The organism is Thermobacillus sp. (assembly GCF_003390775.1).
In the GTDB taxonomy this organism is placed as follows: domain Bacteria; phylum Bacillota; class Bacilli; order Paenibacillales; family Paenibacillaceae; genus Thermobacillus; species Thermobacillus xylanilyticus.
In genome coordinates, this window is record NZ_QEWA01000022.1 from 49,510 (window position 1) to 68,751 (window position 19,242).

The following is a 19,242-nucleotide window of genomic DNA, read 5'->3' on the forward strand; positions in this document are numbered from 1 at the left end:
CCCGGCAAGAAGCGAATGGCGGAGGGATCGGGATGAAATCAGCTGCCTGGAGAGCGCTGGCTGCCGCAGCCTGCTGCGCGGCCGCCGCAGCCTTGCTGCTTGCGGTGCTGCAACCGGAAGCCGTGCAGCCCGATGGACGGCATTTGGCGGTATTTCGCCAGGATCGATCCGTCCGGCTGGACAGCAACAATGTGGTCGATCTGCTGGCTTCGGCCGAATTCGGACAGAAGATTAAGCGGGTGCATTGGTCCGGATCCGTGCTGTCCGTCGATTTTGCGGTTCGGGACGATGACGCGGCGGCGGAAGTCGTTTTCTCGGACTTGAAGGAATTGATTCTGCAGGCGTTCGGTCACACGACGAACGTTCAGCGCCTGCTCGTCCGTTTCGAAGAAAATGAAGCCGGGTCAGCCGCCGGCCGGGGCAGGCTGCTGCTTGCAGCCGACGTCCGCCGATCCGACCCCTGGATTGCGGAGCAATGGACCGGGCTCAAAGACGCGGATCTGGGCCGCGACGCGGTCTGGCGCAAACGGCTCAGGCTGACAGCGACAAGCCGCTGGAACGAACGATTCGGCCGCGCGGCGCCGGATTCGTGACAGCTGTGTGTCCTTCGGATGTGTTCGGCTTCACAATGTGCTATAATAGGTTTCGAATTTATACGGCCAAGGCGCGGCATGAAACGCCGGTCGCGGCCCGGAGGCATAATGGATGAACGCTTACCGCATTCCCGAAATCGCGAAGAAATATGTCGAGTACGACATGATCCGCGAGCATACCGAATTGCCCGCATTCCCGGATTCCCGGGCTCGTTTGTTGTATACGCTGCTTGCGAGCGGCAAGCACCCCTCCGAGCGGAGCGAGCTTTACGCCCTCGTCGTCTGGCTCGTTCAGCTCGGCCTGGACACGCATGACCTGGTGGACAATCACTCCGGCAAACGTCCGGAGCGTGAGATGCGCGCCCGCCAGATTCTGGTGCTTGCAGGCAATTACTTCAGCAGCCGGTTTTACCATCTGCTGTCGCAGGCCGGACAGATCGAGATGGTCCGGCGGATCAGCAACGCGGTGTGCGAGGTCAACCGGTTGAAGATGAACCTCTATACGCGCATGAAGCAGCGCAAGGTGACGGCCGATGAATACATCGGCATCCACACCGAGCTCAAGACCGGTCTCTTCGAACTGTTCGGCAGCCTGCTGGACGAGCGCTTGTCGGCGCTCTATCCGGATCTGTTGCGCGGGTTTACCCGCTGCGAGGTCGTACTGAACGAACTCGAACGTGTGGAATCGCCCGGTCAGTTTGAAGGCAGCTGGGGATACTGGCGCATCATGCAGGACGGCACCGAGGACGAGCGCCGGCAGCTTGCGCAGCATCCCCGGGAAGAAGGGCTGATCCGTCAGTTGATCGCCAAATACAATCTGCGCGCCCAGCTGACCGAATTGCTTCGCCAGTCCATTGCGCAGGTGCAGGCTGTTCTCCGGCTCCTGGACTCGGACAAGCTGGCAGCCGAACTGGCGCAGATCGGCAGAAAGCTGCATCCATCCTTTGCCTTGCAGCACGCCGTGACGAACGAGACGAGGTGAAGGACTTGGAAGACAAGACGAAGGAACAGTACGTTCACGAAGTGTTCCAGAGCATCGCGCCGAAGTACGACAGGATGAACGACATCATCAGCTTCCGCCGCCACAAGGCGTGGCGGGCGTTCGCGATGCGGCGCATGAGCGTCAGGCCCGGCACGTCGGCCGTCGATCTGTGCTGCGGCACGTGCGATTGGACGATCGCGCTGGCCCGGGCCGGAGCCGCCCGCGTCGTCGGGCTTGATTTCAGCGAAGCGATGCTGGAGATCGGCCGGCGCAAGGTTGAACAGTCCGGGCTGGCCGGCCGGATCGAACTGCATCACGGGAACGCAATGGCGCTCCCGTTCGAGGACAACGCGTTCGATTACGCGACGATCGGATTCGGGCTCCGGAACGTGCCGGATCTTCGCCAGGTGCTGCGGGAGATGACCCGCGTCGTGAAGCCCGGCGGGCTGGTCGTCAGCCTGGATGCCTCGAAGCCGACCTGGCAGCCGTTCAAGGCGTTGTACGATCTCTATTTTCAGCATTTGATGCCCCTCCTGGGGAAAATATTCGCCAGCCGCTACCAGCAGTACAAATGGCTGCCCGAATCGCTGTCCCAATTCCCCGGAAGGCATGAACTGGCGGAGATTTTCCGCGAGGTCGGGCTTGTGGAGGTGCAGGCTTACCCGCTGTCGGGCGGCGTGGCCGCACTGCATATCGGCGTGAAACGGGGCGGAAAGGCATGATTCGCAAGATGCGCATTTTCCTCGAGATGATCAAGTTTGAACATTCGCTCTTCGCGCTACCCTTCGCGTTCGTCGGCGCCATCCTCGGCGCCGTCATGATGCTGGACCGGCTTCCGACCTGGAGCGAGATCGGCTGGGTCACCGTCGCGATGGTCGGCGCGCGCAGCGCGGCCATGGGGCTCAACCGGCTGATCGACCGGGCGATCGATGCGCGCAATCCGCGTACGGCGGGCCGCGCCATCCCCGCCGGGCTGCTCGGCATCCGCGAAGTGGTCGTCTTCATCATCGTATCGTTCGCGCTGCTGTTCCTCGCGGCGTTCCGGCTGAATCCGCTGGTCGTCAAGCTGCTGCCGATCGCCGTTTTCGCACTGGTATTTTATCATTATACAAAACGATTCACCTGGCTCTGCCATCTGTTCCTCGGGTTCACGATTGCGCTCGGTCCCCTTGGAGGCTGGCTGGCGGTTACGGGAGAAGCGAGCCCGGCGGCCTATCTGTTGTATGTGTCCGTCGCCTTCTGGACCGCGGGTTTCGATATCGTTTACGCCTGCCAGGATGCGGAGTACGACCGGGAGGCGAAGCTGCATTCGATTCCGGCCCGTTTCGGCGTCCGGAACGCGCTGCTCATCGCGCGGCTCTTCCATATCGTCCCGGCCTTCGGGTTTCTCACGCTGTTCTGGATGACGGATCTCAGCTTCGGCTACCTGGCTGGCGCCCTGATCTCGCTCGGCATTCTGGCGTACCAGCATATGCTGGTCAAGCCGGAAGACCTGAGCCGCGTCAACATCGCCTTTTTCTCGATGAACGGCACGCTGAGCGTCGTCCTGTTTGCGTTCACATTGTTTGATCTGGTGGTGCTTCGCAAGTGGTGAGCGGGATAGCGGAAAGCGGACGTCCGCGCAGATGGGTGGTCGGCATGACGGGAGCAAGCGGATGCGCGTACGGCATCCGGCTGATCGAGACGCTGCTCGCCGGCGGCTTCGAAGTGCATCTCGTCATCTCGGATGCGGGCTGGAGAGTGCTGCGCGAGGAGGCCGGATGGGACTCGGCCCGGCGCGCGGAGGAACTGGACCGCCGGTTCGGCGGCGCGCTGACGGACGGCCGCATGCGCTACTATCCTACCGCCGATGTTGGCGCGAACGTTGCCAGCGGATCGTTCCGCACCGAAGGGATGGTGATCGCGCCGTGCTCGATGGGGACGTTGTCGGCCATCGCGAACGGCGCCTCGGACAATCTGGTTGAACGCGCGGCGGATGTCGCCCTGAAGGAAGGGCGCAGGCTGCTGCTCATGCCGCGCGAATCGCCGCTCCATGCGATCCACCTTGAGAACATGCTGAAGCTGGCGAGGCTCGGCGTCCGGATCGTTCCTGCGATGCCGGCTTTTTACTACCATCCGGCTTCGATCCGTGATATGATCGATTTTATGGTCGGCAAACTGCTGGACAACATGGGAATCGACCACGACTTGTACAGACGATGGGGAGATGACGGACATGGCGGCGGAGCGCGAGATCACGGTAGGCCGGATTGATTATGCCAATATCTGGCCGATCTTCGACCGCTTCGAAGACTGCCTGGCCGAGACGGGCGTCCGGAATGTGCGCGTCGCGAAAGGCGTGCCGGCGACGCTGAACCGCGCGCTGTCCGAAGGGACGATCGACATCGCCGCTATCTCGTCGTTCGCCTACGGACAACGGTTTGACGAGTATGAGCTTTTGCCCGAATTGTCCGTCAGCGCGGACGGTGAAGTGATGTCCGTCCTGCTGTTCCTGAAGCGGCCGCTCGAGGAAGCGCTGCGCGGGCGGATCGCGGTGACGACGGCCTCCGCGACTTCGGTCAACCTGCTCCGCATCGTGATGCAGGGCCGGTACGGCCGCTGCCCCGAGCTGATCGCCATGGAACCGGATTTGGAGGCGATGCTGGAGCGTGCGGACGGCGCGCTGCTCATCGGCGATCCGGCGATCCGGGCTTCCTGGCGGCCCGGTCCGGGCATTGAAGTGCTGGATGCGGCGCGCATGTGGAAGGAATGGACCGGGCTCGGCATGACGTTCGCGGTGTTCGCCGTTCGCAGGGAAGCCGCGCGGGAGGCGCCCGAGACGGTCCGCCGCGTCTACGAAGCGCTGGCCGAGAGCAAACGGCGCGCGCTCGCCGACATCGAGGGACTCTCGCGCAAGGCGGCCGGGCGGTTCGGCGGCGGGGAAGACTACTGGGAGCGGTATTTCCGCACGCTGCGATACGGGTTCGGTCCTCAGGAACAGGAAGGACTGAGCTATTATTACGACTGCGCGTTCCGGATGGGGCTGCTTGAGCGGCGGGTCGCTCCGGCGACGTGGCCGGATCACGCAGCGGCACGGGTGAATGAATGAAACTGACCGATCTGTATGCAAGCCTGGAGAACGATCTGAACGTAATCGAACAAGAGCTTGAAAGCAGCGTGACGAGCGACCACGCGCTGCTCAGCGAAGCAGCCGTTCATCTGCTCAAGGCGGGCGGCAAGCGGATCCGTCCCGCCATTGTCCTGCTCGCGGGCAAATTCGGCGATTATCGTCTCGACGTGCTGAAGAAAGTGGCGGTTCCGCTGGAATTGATCCATATGGCGTCGCTCGTCCACGACGACGTGATCGACGACGCGGATACGCGGCGCGGCCAGCTGACCGTCAAGTCCAAGTGGGACAACCGGATCGCGATGTACACCGGCGACTATATTTATGCGAAAGCGCTCACGATCATCGCCGAGCTGAACGATCCGGTGCTCCACCAGGCACTGTCGCGGGCGATCGTGCAGATGTGCATCGGCGAAATGGAGCAGATCCGCGACTTTTTCAACACCAGGCAGACGGTGCGCCAATATTTGCTGCGCATCCGCCGCAAGACCGCGCTGCTCATCGCAATCAGCTGCCAGCTCGGCGCGGCGGCGGCCGGCACGCCGCCGGCGGTGTACAACCGGCTGTACCGCTACGGCTACAACGTCGGCATGGCGTTCCAGATCCGCGATGACCTGCTTGATCTGCTCGGCACGGAGCGGCAGCTCGGCAAACCGCCGGGTTCGGACATCCGGCAGGGCAACATGACGCTGCCGGTCCTGCTCGCGCTTCGGGACACCGCGGTGAAGGACGAATTGCTGCGCGAGATTGAACGGATCCGCGGATCGGACGGCCAGGCGGACTGCACGCGCGCCATCGAGCTGATCCGCGCCAGCCGGGGCATTGAGGAAGCGGACCGGCTTGCCGCACGGTACATCGACAAAGCGGTCGGTTTGCTGGAGGGACTGCCGGATATTCCGGCGCGAAGCACGCTGAATGACATCGCGCGGTTCGTCGGCAAGCGAAATTATTGAAGTCCGGGCATATGGCCCGGCCGGATGGGGGATGGGAAGGATGGAACGGACGTTTCTGATGATCAAGCCGGACGGCGTGCAGCGAGGCCTGATCGGGGAGATCGTGTCGCGGTTCGAACGCAAAGGGCTCAAGCTCGTCGCGGCGAAATTCATGCGCGTATCCGAAGAATTGGCCGAAAAGCATTATGCGGAACACGTCGGCAAAGATTTCTACCCGCCGCTGATCCGCTTCATCACGTCGGGTCCGGTGTTCGCAATGGTATGGGAAGGCGACAACGCCGTTGCCCTGACCCGCGCCATGATCGGCAAGACGAACGCCGTGGAGGCGGCGCCGGGAACGATTCGGTCGGATTATGCGGTACATACGAACTTCAATCTCATCCACGGTTCGGACTCGCCGGAGAACGCCGAGCGCGAAATCGCGAACTTCTTCCGCCCGGAAGAGCTGGTCGATTACGAACTGACAATCCAGCGCTGGATTTGACCGAGGCGCGGCAGGGTGGGACGTCATGGAAGATGCGGATTTCGCGCTGTTCATCCGGCAAGTGAAGCAGAAGACGAACATCGATCTGTCGCAATACAAGGAAACGCAGATGAAGCGGCGGCTGACGACGCTGCGGCTGAAGCACGGCTACGGCACGTTCGCATCTTACTGGGAAGCGCTGCAGCGCGATGAACGGCTTATGAACGAGTTTCTTGACCGGATGACGATCAACGTGTCCGAGTTCTGGCGCAACGCGAATCGCTGGGCGGTCCTGGAAGAGCGTTTCATCCCGGCGATGTTGAGGGAAGGCCGGACGCTGCGCATCTGGAGCGCCGCCTGCTCGACGGGGGAAGAGCCTTATACGGTCGCGATGATTCTTGATCGGCTCGGCGCCCTGGCGCGCGCGGACATTCTGGCCACCGACATCGACGCGAACGTGATCGAGAAGGCGAAGAACGGGCTGTACCCCGATCGATCGCTCAAGGAAGTGCCCGACGCATACCGGAGGGCTTATTTCACCGCGGCGGGCGAAGGCTATCGGGTGTCGGACAAGCTGATCCGCGCCGTCCGCTTCAAGCAGCACAATCTGCTGCACGATCCGTTCGGCTCCGACTACGATCTGATTGTTTGCCGCAACGTCATGATCTATTTCACGGAAGAAGCGAAGCACGAATTGTACCACAAGTTCGCAAAGGCGCTCAGACCGGGCGGACTGCTGTTCGTCGGCAGCACGGAGCAGATTTTCACGCCGACCCAATACGGTCTGGAATCGACGGAGACTTTCTTCTATCGGCGCAAGCCGGAGCATGTATAGCCGCTGTCCATCTTTCCCATACTGACGATATCCGACATTTTTGGAGGGTTGGAATGGACAAGCGTGTGGTGATCACCGCCTACAAGCGCGGGTGGATTACGATCCAGGAATGCGCGCAGATCCTCGGGCTGGACGCCGCTCAGATCGCAGGCATCCTGAGCGCCGAGCGGGAGGCCGGGAGCCGCCGTACAGTCTTGCGGCCTACGCGCCATGCTCACGGTTGAAGTCCATCGCATATTCGACGGGCCGGCTTGCGGACAAGCCGGCCCCTTGTCATGTTTCAAGGCTGACGGAGGCGTCCCGGCGATTCCTTGTCAAAAGAACGGGCGCTATACTATAATGAGCGAAGGCAACGAGCAGTAGAACCGGAAGTGATGGAAGAATTGCGCGGCATGGACGGCCGCTGGGGGGAAACGGATGAGTCTCAGGTATTTGACGGCAGGCGAGACGCACGGGCCGCAGCTGACGGCCATTGTCGAAGGTCTGCCGAGCAATCTGAAAATTGATTTCGACGAGTTGAATTTTCAACTGCAGCGCCGCCAGAAAGGCCACGGCCGCGGCAGGCGGATGCAGATCGAGCAGGACACGGCGAAGATCGTCGGCGGGGTGCGCCACGGCCGCACGACCGGCGCGCCGGTCGCGATCGTCATCGAAAACAACGACTGGAAACATTGGACGACCGTCATGAACGTGGAGCCGATCGAAGGTTCCGACGAGACGAAGCGTCGTGTTCACCGTCCGCGTCCCGGCCACGCGGACTTGAACGGCGGGCTGAAGTACAACCTGCGCGACCTGCGCAATGTGCTCGAACGCTCGAGCGCCCGCGAGACGGCGGCACGCGTCGCCGTCGGCGCGCTGGCCCGGCAGCTTCTGGCCGAGTTCGGCATCAAGGTCGGCGGACAGGTCATCCGCATCGGCGAGATCGAAGCGCCGAAGCACAATCTTCCGCTCGACGAGATCATCCGGCTTACGGAAGAATCGCCGGTCCGCGTCGTGGACAAGGAGACAGAGGCGAAAATGATGGCCCATATCGACCAGGTCAAACAGGAAGGCGATTCCATCGGCGGCATCGTCGAATGCATCGTCGAAGGTGTGCCCGTAGGCCTCGGCAGCCACGTGCAATGGGACCGGAAGCTGGACGGCCGGATCGCGCAGGCGGTCGTGTCGATCAACGCCTTCAAGGGCTGCGAGATCGGCATCGGCTTCGAGGCGGCCAGGCTGCGCGGATCGCAGGTTCACGATGAGATCATGTATGAGGAAGGCCGCGGCTTCTACCGGGCGACGAACCGGGCGGGCGGCATCGAAGGCGGCATGACGACCGGCGAGGCGATCGTCGTGCGCGGCGTCATGAAGCCGATTCCGACGCTCTACAAACCGCTGCGCAGCGTCGACATCGACACGAAGGAACCGTTCACCGCCCAGGTCGAACGTTCCGACAGCTGCGCGGTGCCCGCCGCCAGCGTCGTCATGGAACATGTGGTGGCCTGGGAAGTGGCGAAGGCGTTCCTCGAGAAGTTCGGCGGCGATTCGATTGAAGAAATCCGCGCCAACCTGGACAACTATCTGAAGCAGGTGGGGGCTTACTGATGCGGGAACTGACGGTGCAGCTTGGCGAGCGGTCCTACCCGATCTACATCGGCGAAGGACTGCTTGACCAGGCGGCCTTTTATTTCGACAAGCACGGCATCGGCAAGCAGTCGCCGCTGCTCATCGTGACGGACGAACAGGTGGGTCGGCTGTATCTGGACAAGCTGGAGTCGGGGCTTCGGGCTGCGGGCTATCGAACCGTCAGCGCCGTCGTTCCCGCGGGCGAACAGGCGAAATCGCTTTCGCAGTTCGAGGAACTGATCACAATCGCCCTCAAAGCCGGACTTGACCGCAAATCGGCGATCATCGCGCTTGGCGGCGGCGTCGTCGGCGATCTGGCCGGCTATGCGGCGGCCGCTTACATGCGCGGCATCCGGTTCATTCAGATGCCGACGACGATCCTCGCCCATGACAGCAGCGTCGGCGGCAAGGTCGCGGTCAATCATCCGCTCGCGAAAAACATCATCGGCGCGTTCCACCAGCCGGCGATGGTGCTGTACGATCTGGAGACGCTCCGCACGCTGCCGCCGCGCGAAGTGAGCAGCGGCCTCGCGGAAGTGGTGAAGCACGGGCTGATCCGAAGCGCCGAGTTTGTCGCCTGGATCGACGAGAATGCGGACAAGCTGCGCGCGCTTGATCCGGAAGCGCTCGGATACGCGCTGTATTTCGGCTGCCGCGTGAAAGCGGAAATCGTGTCGCAGGACGAGCGGGAGAACGATCTGCGCGCCATTCTCAACCTCGGCCACACGATCGGCCACGCGCTCGAGGCGGTGGGCGGATACGGCGAGCTGCTGCACGGCGAAGCGATCGCGATCGGCATGGTCGGCGCGGCGCGCATCGGCGTGGAGCTCGGCGCGCCGCGGGAAGTGTACGAGGTGACGAAGCGGGTGCTGGCGAAATGCGGGCTGCCGGTCCGGCTGCCGGCGCATTTCGATACCGACGCGATCATGGACGCCATGCGGCATGACAAGAAATTCAAGGAAGGCCGGATGGTGTTCATCGTTCCGACGGCGATCGGAGACGTCGTCATCGACAAGAACATGTCCGCGGAGCGGGTGCGCCGCATCGTGGAGCAGCTGAAAGAGGAGGAACAGGCGCAATGAGCGTGCGGGGAATCCGCGGAGCGACGACAGTCGAGGCGAACGAGGAGCAGGTCATTCTCGAAGCGACGGCGGAACTTTTTCAGCAATTGGTGGATGCCAACGGCATCGTTCCGGAGGATATCGCCAGCATTATCATCACGGTTACTCAGGATCTGGATGCGGCGTTTCCGGCCCGCGCCATCCGGGAGCTGCCCGGCTGGGATCTGGTGCCGCTTATGTGTGCGCTGGAAGTGTCGGTCAAGGGGAGCCTGGAGAAATGCATCCGGCTCATGGTGCACGTGAACACGGACAAACGGCAGGACGAAATCCGCCACATTTTCCTCGGCCGGGCGCGCACGCTTCGTCCGGATCTCGCGGAGAAGGAATAATTCTTCGTCAAACATCAGGTCAGCCTGCATGCGGGCTGGCCTCATTTCTTGCGTGATGAAACGATTAAGACCGGTTTCGGGTTGACGAGGACTTCAGGATTCGGTATAGTGAAGATATTCTCCGCGCAGCCGGAGGGCTGGCGCGGACGAAGACGAGACGAGCTGAGCATTGGATGAGATGAGACGAGACGAGGGCGAACTTGCGGCCGCTGCGCATGCAGCAGGTCTTTGTGCGGCATGTCCCGGGGACTGCCCGGTTGGCTGCTGTCATATCGTCTGTCAACGCATTCCAGGCTCCTGCCGTCAGCAGGAGCTTTTTTGATGCCCGCCGTGTCCGTCAGGCTCGCGCACAGCTCTGCCGGCGGAATCGGTGCAGCCGATTGCTCTGCATGAGGAGGAGTAAGCATGTCCCGCGAACTTCAGGAAGTCATCCGCCTGGCGTCAACGTACAATCTCATTCCGATCGTCCGCAGCGTCATGGCCGACACGGAGACGCCGATCCGGCTGTTCCAGCATTTCGCAGGCGAAAAGCGCGCGTTTCTGCTGGAGAGCGTGGAAGGCGGCATCAAATGGGCGCGCTATTCGTACATCGGCACCGATCCGTTCATGGTCATCCGCGGCAAAAACGGCCGCATGACGATCGAGAAGAACGGAAAGATCGAAGTTCACGAGGGCAAGCCGCTCGAACTGCTCAAGGCGCACCTCCGTACGTACCGAAGTCCGGCGCTGCCCGAACTGCCGTCGTTCACCGGCGGAGCGATCGGATTTTTCGGCTATGATCTGCTTCAATATTACGAACGGCTGCCCGCGCACCAGGTCGACGATCTGCAAATGGACGACCTGCAGTTCATGTTCTGCGACCAGCTCATCGTGTTCGATCATTTCAAGCAGCAGATTCAGATCGTTGCGAACGTGCATGTGCAGGACGGTGCGACCGACCGGGACATCGAGGCGGCGTACAAAGAGACAAACCGGAAGATCGACGCGCTCATCGAACGGCTGCGGCAGCCGCTGCCGAAGCCGATTCTGGCCGGTGTGACGCCGCCGGAGAGTCCCGAGCTCGGCGAGATCCGCTCCAATGTGACGAAAGAGGCGTTCATGGCGAACGTGGAGCGGGCGAAGGAATACATCCGGGCGGGCGACATTTTCCAGGTCGTGCTGTCCCAGCGGTTCAGCATCGAAACCGACGTCGATCCGCTGCACGTCTACCGGGTGCTGCGCACGATGAACCCGTCGCCGTATCTGTACTATCTGAAGCTGGACGACGAGACCATCGTCGGCGCGTCGCCGGAAGCGCTGGTGAAGGTGGATGGCCGCAAGGTCGAGACGCGGCCGATCGCCGGCACGCGGCCGCGCGGCAAGACGCCGGAAGAAGATCTGGCGCTTGAGCGCGAACTGCTCGCCGACGAGAAGGAGCGGGCGGAGCATCTGATGCTGGTCGACCTCGGCCGCAACGACATCGGCCGCGTCGCCGAATTCGGCACAGTCAAGGTTGACGCGTATATGGAGATCGAGCGGTATTCGCATGTCATGCACATCGTCTCGAATGTGTCCGGCATGCTTAGGGAAGATAAAGATTTCTTCGACGCGTTCGTCTCCTGCATGCCGGCGGGCACCGTCTCCGGCGCGCCGAAGCTCAGGGCGATGGAGATCATCGCCGAGCTCGAGCGCGAAGCGCGGGGCGCCTACGCGGGAGCGATCGGTTATCTCGGCTTCGCGGGCAGCCTGAACACGTGCATCACGATCCGGACGATCGTGTTCAAGCACGGCAAAGCATATGTGCAGGCCGGCGCCGGCATCGTCTGGGACTCGGTGCCGGAGAACGAATACCAGGAGACGGTGAACAAGGCGATGGCGCTGCTGAAGGCGATCCGCACGGCGGAAGCCGCGTTCCCGGCGAAGGGACCGGCAGGGGCGGTTGCGGTTGCGCCGAATCTCGATTACGCGTGATGACGGGCATGGAAGGGAGAGGTTGAACATGGAACAGGCGGTTACGGGAATGACAATGCAGGAGGCGCTCGCGCATCTCATCGCGGGCAACGATCTGACGCGCGAGCAGGCGGAAGACGTGATGAACCGGATCATGGACGGCGAAGCGACCCCGGCCCAGATCGCAGGCGTGCTGACGGCGCTCCGGATGAAAGGCGAGACGGTTGACGAGATCGCCGGTTTTGCGAAAATTATGCGTGAGAAATCGAACCGGGTGCAGACGGCCCAGGACGGGCTGCTTGACACGTGCGGCACCGGCGGGTCGGGCATCCACAAGTTCAATGTCTCGACGTCGTCCGCGATCATCGCGGCGGCGGCAGGCGTTCGCGTGGCGAAGCACGGCAACCGGGCGATGTCCGGCAAAGCGGGCAGCGCCGACGTGCTGGAAGCGCTCGGCGTCAACATTCGTCTGACGCCCGAACAGGCGGCGGAATGTCTGGCCGAGACGGGCATCTGTTTCATGTTCGCGCAGTTGTTCCACCCGTCCATGAAACATGCGGCGGGACCGCGCCGGGAGCTCGGCGTCCGTACCATCTTCAACATGCTCGGCCCGCTGACGAACCCGGCGGGCGCCGACCGGCAGCTGCTCGGGCTGTACGATCGGACGAAGACGGAGACGATCGCCGAAGTGCTGCGTCAGCTCGGGATCAGGCGGGCGCTCGTCGTCGGCAGTTTCGAAGGACTGGACGAGATCAGCATTTCGCAGGATACGCAGGTGTCGGAGCTGAAGGACGGCGTAATCCGGACTTACGTGCTGACGCCGGAAGCGCTCGGCCTTGAGCGCCGTCCGCTCAGCGAAGTCGTCGGCGGCTCGCCGGAGGAGAATGCGGCGATCGTCCGCCGCATCTTCGCGGGCGAGGAGCGCGGCGCCTATCGGGACATCGTGCTGGCGAACGCCGGAGCCTGCATCTACCTCGGCGGCAAAGCGGAGACGCTCCAGGCGGGCGTCGAAACGGCCGCTGCCGTCATCGACTCCGGCGCGGCCGAGTCGAAGCTGCACGAACTGATCCGGAAGACGGGGGAATTCGCACATGTATCTTGATCGCATCGTTGCCGTGAAGCGCGGCGAGGTTGAGGAATTGAAGGTGCAGCTGAATACGGCCGAAGCGGAGCGCCGCATCGCGGCGCTGCCGCCTTGCCGCGGCTTCAGGCGCGCGCTTGCGGAAGGCCGGCGGCGGGAAATCGGCCTGATTGCGGAAGTGAAGAAAGCATCGCCGTCGAAGGGGCTGATCCGCGAAGATTTCCATCCGGTCGGGCTTGCCCGCGGCTACGCGGCAGCGGGAGCGGACTGTCTGTCCGTTCTGACGGACCGCCAATTCTTCCAGGGGGCGAACGACTATCTGACCCGGATCCGCGATGCCGTCAGCCTGCCGCTGCTGCGCAAAGATTTCACCATCGATCCGCTGCAGATCTACGAAGCGCGGCTGATCGGCGCGGACGCCATCCTGCTCATCGCGGCGATCCTGACGCCGGACGAGCTCAAGACTTATTACCGGCTTGCGAAAGACCTCGGCATGGATGCGCTGGTGGAAGTTCATGACCGGCGGGAGATGGAAACGGTACTGGACCTCGGCATCGCGGAGCTCGTCGGCATCAACAACCGCGATCTGCGCACGTTCGTGACGGATCTGAAGACGACGGAAGAGCTGGCCCGGCTCGTGCCGGATGACGCGACGCTCGTCAGCGAGAGCGGCATTTCGTCGCCGGACGACATCCGGCGGGTGCGGGAAGCGGGGGCGCGCGCCGTGCTGATCGGCGAGCATTTCATGCGCCAGCCGGATGTCGGTGAAGCGGTCCTCGCGCTGATGGAGCCGATCGCGCGATGAGCACGCGGATCAAAATCTGCGGACTTCGGGACGCGGAGACGATCCGCGCCATGGACGGTCTGCCGATCCACGAGGTCGGCTTCGTGTTCGCGAAGAGCCGGCGCCAGGTCACGGCTGAAGCGGCGGTGGAACTGATCCGCGCGGCGCGTTCGCTGCGCTGCGCGGATGGCATGCCGCCGCGGACGGTCGGCGTCTTCGTCGACCCCGAGCCGGAGGCGCTGCGCGATGTGCTGCGGGCGGCGCCGCTCGACATCGTGCAGCTCCACGGCTCGGAGACGCCGGAATATTGCCGGCGGATCCGCTCGGAGCTCGGCGTCCGCGTATGGAAAGTGTTCGCCATCCGCGGCGGAGACGCCCCCGCGGCCGAGCGGATCGCGCCCTACGCGGGCGCCATCGACGCCGCCTTGATCGACACCGCCGGCGGCGGCACCGGGTCGGTGTTCGACTGGCGGCTCGTCACCGATTACAAGGCGGCGGCCGGGGCCATCGGGGTGCCGCTCTACGTCGCGGGCGGTCTGAACGAACGGAACGTCAGGGAATTGATCGACGCCCACGAACCGGACGGCGTCGACGTGTCAAGCGGCGTCGAGACGGACGGCGTGAAAGACCCGGTCAAAATACGAAGCTTCGTTGGAAGGGTGGCAGAAGGATGAATCAGTTGCCGGACCAGCACGGCCGCTTCGGCCGTTTCGGCGGCCGCTATGTGCCGGAGACATTGATGAACGCATTGCTCGAGCTCGAAGAAGCATATCTGAAGTTTTCGAAGGATTCCGTGTTTTTAGCCGAACTGGACGGGCTGCTCAGGCAATATTCGGGCAGGCCGACGCCGCTCTATTACGCCGGCCGGTTGACGGAGCGCCTCGGCGGAGCCAAGGTTTATCTGAAACGCGAAGACCTGAACCATACGGGGGCGCACAAGATCAACAACGCACTCGGACAGGGGCTGCTCGCGAAGCGGATGGGCAAGACGAAGATCATCGCCGAGACGGGCGCCGGCCAGCACGGCGTCGCGTCGGCGACGGTCGCCGCGCTACTCGGTCTCGAGTGCAAAGTGTTCATGGGCGAAGAAGACATGAAGCGGCAGGAACTGAACGTCTTCCGGATGCGCCTGCTCGGCGCGGAAGTGGTGCCGGTGACAAGCGGCACGCGGACGCTGAAGGACGCGTGCAACGAGACGCTGCGCTACTGGGTCAGCCATGTCGAAGATACCTATTATATTCTCGGCTCCGCCACCGGACCGCACCCGTACCCGATGATGGTGCGCGACTTCCAGCGCGTGATCGGCGTCGAGGCGCGGGAGCAGATTCTCGCGGCGGAAGGCCGGCTACCGGATGTTATCGTGGCGGCCGTCGGCGGCGGCAGCAACGCGATCGGCATTTTCCATCCGTTCCTGGAGGACAGGGACGTGAAGCTGATCGGCGTGGAAGCGGGCGGCCGCGGAATCGATACGGACGAGCATGCGGCCACGCTGACGAAGGGCCGCCAGGGCGTGTTCCAGGGCTCGTTCAGCTACGTGCTGCAGGATGAATACGGCCAGGTGCTGCCGGCGCACTCGATCTCGGCCGGCCTCGACTATCCCGGAATCGGTCCGGAACATTCTTATCTGAAAGATGCCGGACGGGCCGAGTACGTGCCGATCACCGACGCCGAAGCGCTTGAAGCACTTCAGGTGCTGTCGGCTTCGGAAGGCATCATTCCCGCGCTCGAATCGGCGCATGCGGTCGCGCACGCCATCAAGCTGGCGCCGACGCTCCCGAAGGACGCGATCGTGATCGTCAATCTGTCCGGCCGGGGAGACAAGGACGTGGAATCGATCATGACGTATCTGAAGGGGGAAAACCGGTGAACCGCATTGACGCGACATTCGAGAGACTGCGCCGGGAAGGGAAGTCGGCGCTCATCCCGTTCCTGACGATCGGCGACCCGGATCTGGCCGCATCCGCGGAACTGATCGCCGTCTGCGCCGCGGCCGGAGCGGACATGATCGAGCTCGGCGTGCCGTATTCCGATCCGCTAGCGGACGGCCCGGTCATTCAACGGGCATCCGAGCGCGCGCTGCAAAACCGCGTGACGCTGGAGGACGTCGTCCGCACCGCCGCGGAAGCGCGCAGGCTGGGAGCGGATATTCCTTATATTTTGTTTTCCTATTATAATCCGGTGCTCCAGTACGGGCTCGACCGCTTCTTCAAGCTGCTTGAAGAACATGACATCAGCGGACTTATCGTGCCGGACCTGCCGCTGGAGGAAGACGGGGAATTGCGCGACCGGGCGGAAGCGGCGGGCATCCACCTCATTCCGCTTGTCGCGCCGACATCCCACGAGCGGATTGCCCGGATCGTCGCAAGGGCGCGCGGTTTCGTTTACTGCGTCTCTTCGCTCGGCGTAACGGGCATGCGGTCCGAGTTCCATGCAACCATAGACGATTTTCTCGCCGCCGTGCGGAACGCTTCGCCGGTGCCGATCTGCGTCGGATTCGGCATTTCGAGCCGGGAACAGGTGCTCAGGTTCGAAGGGAAGACGGACGGCGTCATCGTCGGCAGCGCAATCGTGCGCAAGATCGAAGAAGCGCTGCCGCTCCTGCGGGATCCCGGGAAGCGGGCCGAGGGCGTGCGACAGGTGGAACAATTCATCCGCTCCCTGCGCGTGTGATCACTTGCCGATTGCCGGCGGATGTGCGACAATTTGTTCTATGACAAGCGTGCGAAACGGCCGGTCCGGGAAGGCGTGCCGTCCGTTTTGCTTATACCCAATCATGAGGTGAACCGCTGTGCAGCCCAAAAGCAATATCGTTCATCTGCCGGTCTATCAGCCGGGCAAGCCGATTGAAGAAGTGAAGCGGGAGCTCGGCCTGACGGAAGTGATCAAGCTTGCGTCGAACGAGAACCCGTTCGGTTGTTCCGAGGCGGCGAAGCAAGCCATCGTGGGTGAATTGGCCAACACGAGCCTGTATCCCGACGGCGCGGCCGTCGCCCTGACGGAGGCGCTGGCCGGGCATCTCGGCGTCGGCAAGGATCAAATCATCTTCGGGGCAGGGTCGGACGAAGTGATTCTGATGATTGCCCGCGCATTCCTCGTGCCGGGCGACGAGACGATCATGGCCGACGAGACGTTCCCGCAATACAAGCACAACGCGGAGATCGAAGGCGCGAAGATCATCGAGGTGCCGCTGAAGGACGGCCGCCACGACCTGTCCGCCATGCTGGCGAAGGTGACGGACAAGACGAAGATCGTCTGGATTTGCAACCCGAACAATCCGACGGGCACCATTGTGACGAAGGACGAACTGGATGCATTCATGGCGAAGGTGCCGGCGCATGTGCTCGTCGTGCTGGATGAAGCGTACTGCGAATATATCGACGATCCGGCCTATCCGGACGGCATCGAATATGTGAAGCGCTATCCGAACGTGGTGTCGCTCCGCACGTTCTCGAAAATCTACGGACTCGCCTCGCTCCGGATCGGATACGGCATCGGCCGGCCGGAGATCATCCGTTACATCAATCAGGTGCGCGAGCCGTTCAATACGACGCGCTATGCCCAAGCTGCTGCGAAGGCCGCCCTCGAAGACAAGGCCTTCATCGAGGAATGCAAGCGGCGGAACGCCGAAGGGCTCGCCTATCTGAAGGCCGAGTTCGACCGGCTCGGTCTGCGCTACTTCGAACCGTACGGCAATTTCGTCATGTTCGATGCGGGACGGCCTTCGCAGACGGTGTTCGATGCGTTGCTGCGCAAAGGGATCATTTCGCGTGCGCGCTGGACGCATTACCCGACGCATATCCGCATCACGGTGGGCAGCACCGAACAGAACCGCAAGTTCATCGAGACGCTGGAACAGGTGCTGCAGGAATTGGCGGTGCAGATCTGACTCCATGACCAAGATCGCGATATTCGGCGTCGGACTCATCGGCGGTTCGCTTGCGCTCTGCTTCAAGGGAAAACCCGGCCTGCACGTCACCGGGCATTCTCATCGCCAATCCTCGATCGAAAGATATCTTGCCCGAGGCGTCGTCGATGCGGCGACGACGTCGATGGAAGAGGCGGCGGCTGACGCGGATTTCATTTTTCTGTGCGTGCCGGTCGGCAACCTGGAAGACTATCTCCGCCGGCTGGCCGCCATGAAGCTGAAACCCGGCTGCATCATCACGGACGTCGGCAGCACGAAATCGTCGGTCGCCGCCTGCGCACGATCGCTGGACTTCGGCGACGCGGTGTTCATCGGCGGCCATCCGATGGCGGGCAAGGAGAAATCCGGCGTCGAGGCGGCCACATCGCTGCTGTTCGAGAACGCTTATTACGTGCTGACGCCGGAACCCGACACGCCGCAGGAAGCCGTCGACCGGCTGGCCGGGCTGATCCGTCATACGAAAGCGAATATCGTGTTTGTCGATCCCGACGAGCACGACACGATCGTCGGCGCGATCAGCCATCTGCCGCATGTCATTGCCGTGCAGCTCGTGAATCAGATCCGGGCGTACAATGAAACAAATCCGCTCTATTCCGCGCTGGCTGCCGGCGGCTTCCGCGACATCACGCGGATCGCATCGAGCGATCCCGTCATCTGGCGCGATATTCTGATCAACAACCGCGGCGTTCTGATCCGGCTGCTGAAAGAGTGGCAGGAGGGCGTGAGCGGGTTTATCGAGATGCTGGAGCGGATGGATGAACGGAAGGTGGAGGAAGCGTTCCGTACGGCCGGTGAGTTCCGCAGCAGTCTGCCGGAACGGCGCCGGGGCGTCATCGATCCGCTGTACGAATGCTACATCGACGTGCCGGACCATCCGGGCATCATCGGCAAAATCGCGACGGAGCTCGGCAACGAGCGGATCAACATCAGCAACCTGCAAATCATCGAGAGCCGGGAGGACGTGCCGGGCATCTTGCGGCTGTCGTTCCGGACGCAGCCGGATTTCGACCGCGCGGTTCAACTGCTCGCCTCGATGGGATTCGAAGTCAACATGTAAGCGCAAGGCCGAGTCGGAACCGGGCGGGGTTCCCGCGCTCGGCTTGCCGGCCGCCTGAAGGGCGCAAAAATGTTGTAAACGCATACTTGACATTTTGAAAACGGATACATATACTGAAGATACAGTATGGTTTCTCTCCACTCCTATCCAAATTCTTGCACCCATCGTGCAGCCACCCGGAAGGGTGGTCTTTTTTTGTTTGACGGATTGTCAAGCTAAATGCGACAGCTCATCCATGAATGCTTCGTAAGCAGATTTCCAGTTCAGGCATTTTCGAGGGCGGTTGTTGATGAGGCGAACAGCCCTCGCAAGCTCCTCGTCTGTAACAATGGCGAAATCGTGTCCTTTAGGAAAGAACTCTCGCAACAGGCCATTGGCATTCTCATTGGAACCACGTTGCCATGATGAGTAGGGATCTGCGAAGTAGACCTTGATGGCATGCGCATGTTCAAGTTCGGTATAACAAGCAAATTCTT

At 62.4% G+C, this 19,242-nt stretch carries 22 protein-coding genes; 21 read left to right on the plus strand and 1 reads right to left on the minus strand.

Annotation, left to right across the window (positions count from 1 at the left end):
- Positions 1-32: 32 nt before the first annotated feature.
- From C6W55_RS01945 to C6W55_RS02045, 21 genes are all read left to right on the plus strand, one after another.
- Entirely contained in the window at positions 33-593 is a 561-nt protein-coding gene (locus C6W55_RS01945; protein WP_286891171.1) for a hypothetical protein, read from the plus strand.
- Positions 594-705: 112 nt separating this feature from the next.
- Positions 706-1,575 (plus strand): heptaprenyl diphosphate synthase component 1, encoded by an 870-nt coding sequence (locus C6W55_RS01950; protein WP_286891172.1) that lies wholly within the window; start codon positions 706-708, stop codon positions 1,573-1,575.
- A 5-nt stretch (positions 1,576-1,580) separates the two neighbouring features.
- On the plus strand, positions 1,581-2,297 hold the full coding sequence (locus tag C6W55_RS01955; RefSeq protein WP_286891174.1) for a demethylmenaquinone methyltransferase: 717 nt from the start codon (positions 1,581-1,583) through the stop codon (positions 2,295-2,297).
- Positions 2,294-3,169, plus strand: coding sequence for a UbiA-like polyprenyltransferase (locus C6W55_RS01960; RefSeq protein ID WP_286891175.1), 876 nt, complete (start codon positions 2,294-2,296; stop codon positions 3,167-3,169). Before C6W55_RS01955 ends, C6W55_RS01960 begins: the two co-directional genes overlap by 4 nt.
- A 44-nt stretch (positions 3,170-3,213) precedes the next feature.
- Complete coding sequence (locus C6W55_RS01965) at positions 3,214-3,828, plus strand: UbiX family flavin prenyltransferase (RefSeq protein WP_483316342.1); 615 nt, start codon at positions 3,214-3,216, stop codon at positions 3,826-3,828.
- Complete coding sequence (locus C6W55_RS01970) at positions 3,791-4,663, plus strand: menaquinone biosynthetic enzyme MqnA/MqnD family protein (protein WP_286891178.1); 873 nt, start codon at positions 3,791-3,793, stop codon at positions 4,661-4,663. The genes C6W55_RS01965 and C6W55_RS01970 overlap by 38 nt, the downstream gene beginning before the upstream one ends.
- The gene (locus C6W55_RS01975; RefSeq protein ID WP_286891179.1) at positions 4,660-5,634 is read left to right on the plus strand and encodes a polyprenyl synthetase family protein; all 975 of its coding nucleotides are present in this window, start codon (positions 4,660-4,662) and stop codon (positions 5,632-5,634) included. Before C6W55_RS01970 ends, C6W55_RS01975 begins: the two co-directional genes overlap by 4 nt.
- Before the next feature lie 40 nt (positions 5,635-5,674).
- A complete protein-coding gene (ndk, locus tag C6W55_RS01980; RefSeq protein ID WP_015254733.1) occupies positions 5,675-6,118 on the plus strand; it encodes a nucleoside-diphosphate kinase in 444 nt (147 codons plus the stop codon).
- Between the two features lie 25 nt (positions 6,119-6,143).
- The gene (locus C6W55_RS01985; RefSeq protein WP_286891181.1) at positions 6,144-6,932 is read left to right on the plus strand and encodes a CheR family methyltransferase; all 789 of its coding nucleotides are present in this window, start codon (positions 6,144-6,146) and stop codon (positions 6,930-6,932) included.
- A gap of 53 nt (positions 6,933-6,985) precedes the next feature.
- Positions 6,986-7,156, plus strand: coding sequence for a hypothetical protein (locus C6W55_RS01990; RefSeq protein WP_286891182.1), 171 nt, complete (start codon positions 6,986-6,988; stop codon positions 7,154-7,156).
- A 193-nt stretch (positions 7,157-7,349) separates the two neighbouring features.
- Complete coding sequence (gene aroC, locus C6W55_RS01995) at positions 7,350-8,519, plus strand: chorismate synthase (protein ID WP_015254730.1); 1,170 nt, start codon at positions 7,350-7,352, stop codon at positions 8,517-8,519.
- Complete coding sequence (aroB, locus tag C6W55_RS02000; RefSeq protein WP_286891184.1) at positions 8,519-9,622, plus strand: 3-dehydroquinate synthase; 1,104 nt, start codon at positions 8,519-8,521, stop codon at positions 9,620-9,622. The genes aroC and aroB overlap by 1 nt, the downstream gene beginning before the upstream one ends.
- Positions 9,619-9,990: a chorismate mutase gene (aroH, locus tag C6W55_RS02005; protein WP_213484746.1), complete on the plus strand. Its 372-nt coding sequence runs from the start codon at positions 9,619-9,621 to the stop codon at positions 9,988-9,990. Before aroB ends, aroH begins: the two co-directional genes overlap by 4 nt.
- Before the next feature lie 405 nt (positions 9,991-10,395).
- Entirely contained in the window at positions 10,396-11,940 is a 1,545-nt protein-coding gene (gene trpE / locus C6W55_RS02010) for an anthranilate synthase component I (RefSeq protein WP_213484575.1), read from the plus strand.
- Positions 11,941-11,968: 28 nt separating this feature from the next.
- Positions 11,969-13,021, plus strand: a complete 1,053-nt coding sequence (gene trpD, locus C6W55_RS02015) for an anthranilate phosphoribosyltransferase (RefSeq protein ID WP_286891186.1) — start codon at positions 11,969-11,971, stop codon at positions 13,019-13,021.
- A complete protein-coding gene (gene trpC, locus C6W55_RS02020) occupies positions 13,011-13,805 on the plus strand; it encodes an indole-3-glycerol phosphate synthase TrpC (protein WP_286891187.1) in 795 nt (264 codons plus the stop codon). Before trpD ends, trpC begins: the two co-directional genes overlap by 11 nt.
- The gene (locus C6W55_RS02025; protein ID WP_286891189.1) at positions 13,802-14,458 is read left to right on the plus strand and encodes a phosphoribosylanthranilate isomerase; all 657 of its coding nucleotides are present in this window, start codon (positions 13,802-13,804) and stop codon (positions 14,456-14,458) included. The genes trpC and C6W55_RS02025 overlap by 4 nt, the downstream gene beginning before the upstream one ends.
- Entirely contained in the window at positions 14,455-15,651 is a 1,197-nt protein-coding gene (gene trpB, locus C6W55_RS02030; RefSeq protein WP_286891191.1) for a tryptophan synthase subunit beta, read from the plus strand. Before C6W55_RS02025 ends, trpB begins: the two co-directional genes overlap by 4 nt.
- Entirely contained in the window at positions 15,648-16,454 is an 807-nt protein-coding gene (gene trpA, locus C6W55_RS02035) for a tryptophan synthase subunit alpha (protein WP_286891193.1), read from the plus strand. Before trpB ends, trpA begins: the two co-directional genes overlap by 4 nt.
- Before the next feature lie 118 nt (positions 16,455-16,572).
- Complete coding sequence (gene hisC / locus C6W55_RS02040) at positions 16,573-17,670, plus strand: histidinol-phosphate transaminase (protein WP_286891195.1); 1,098 nt, start codon at positions 16,573-16,575, stop codon at positions 17,668-17,670.
- A gap of 4 nt (positions 17,671-17,674) precedes the next feature.
- Positions 17,675-18,766, plus strand: coding sequence for a prephenate dehydrogenase (locus C6W55_RS02045; RefSeq protein ID WP_286891197.1), 1,092 nt, complete (start codon positions 17,675-17,677; stop codon positions 18,764-18,766).
- Between the two features lie 210 nt (positions 18,767-18,976).
- Here the strand turns inward: C6W55_RS02045 and C6W55_RS02050 are convergent.
- Positions 18,977-19,242 (minus strand): IS30 family transposase (locus C6W55_RS02050; protein ID WP_286891199.1); only part of this gene is annotated, 266 nt, incomplete at its 5' end.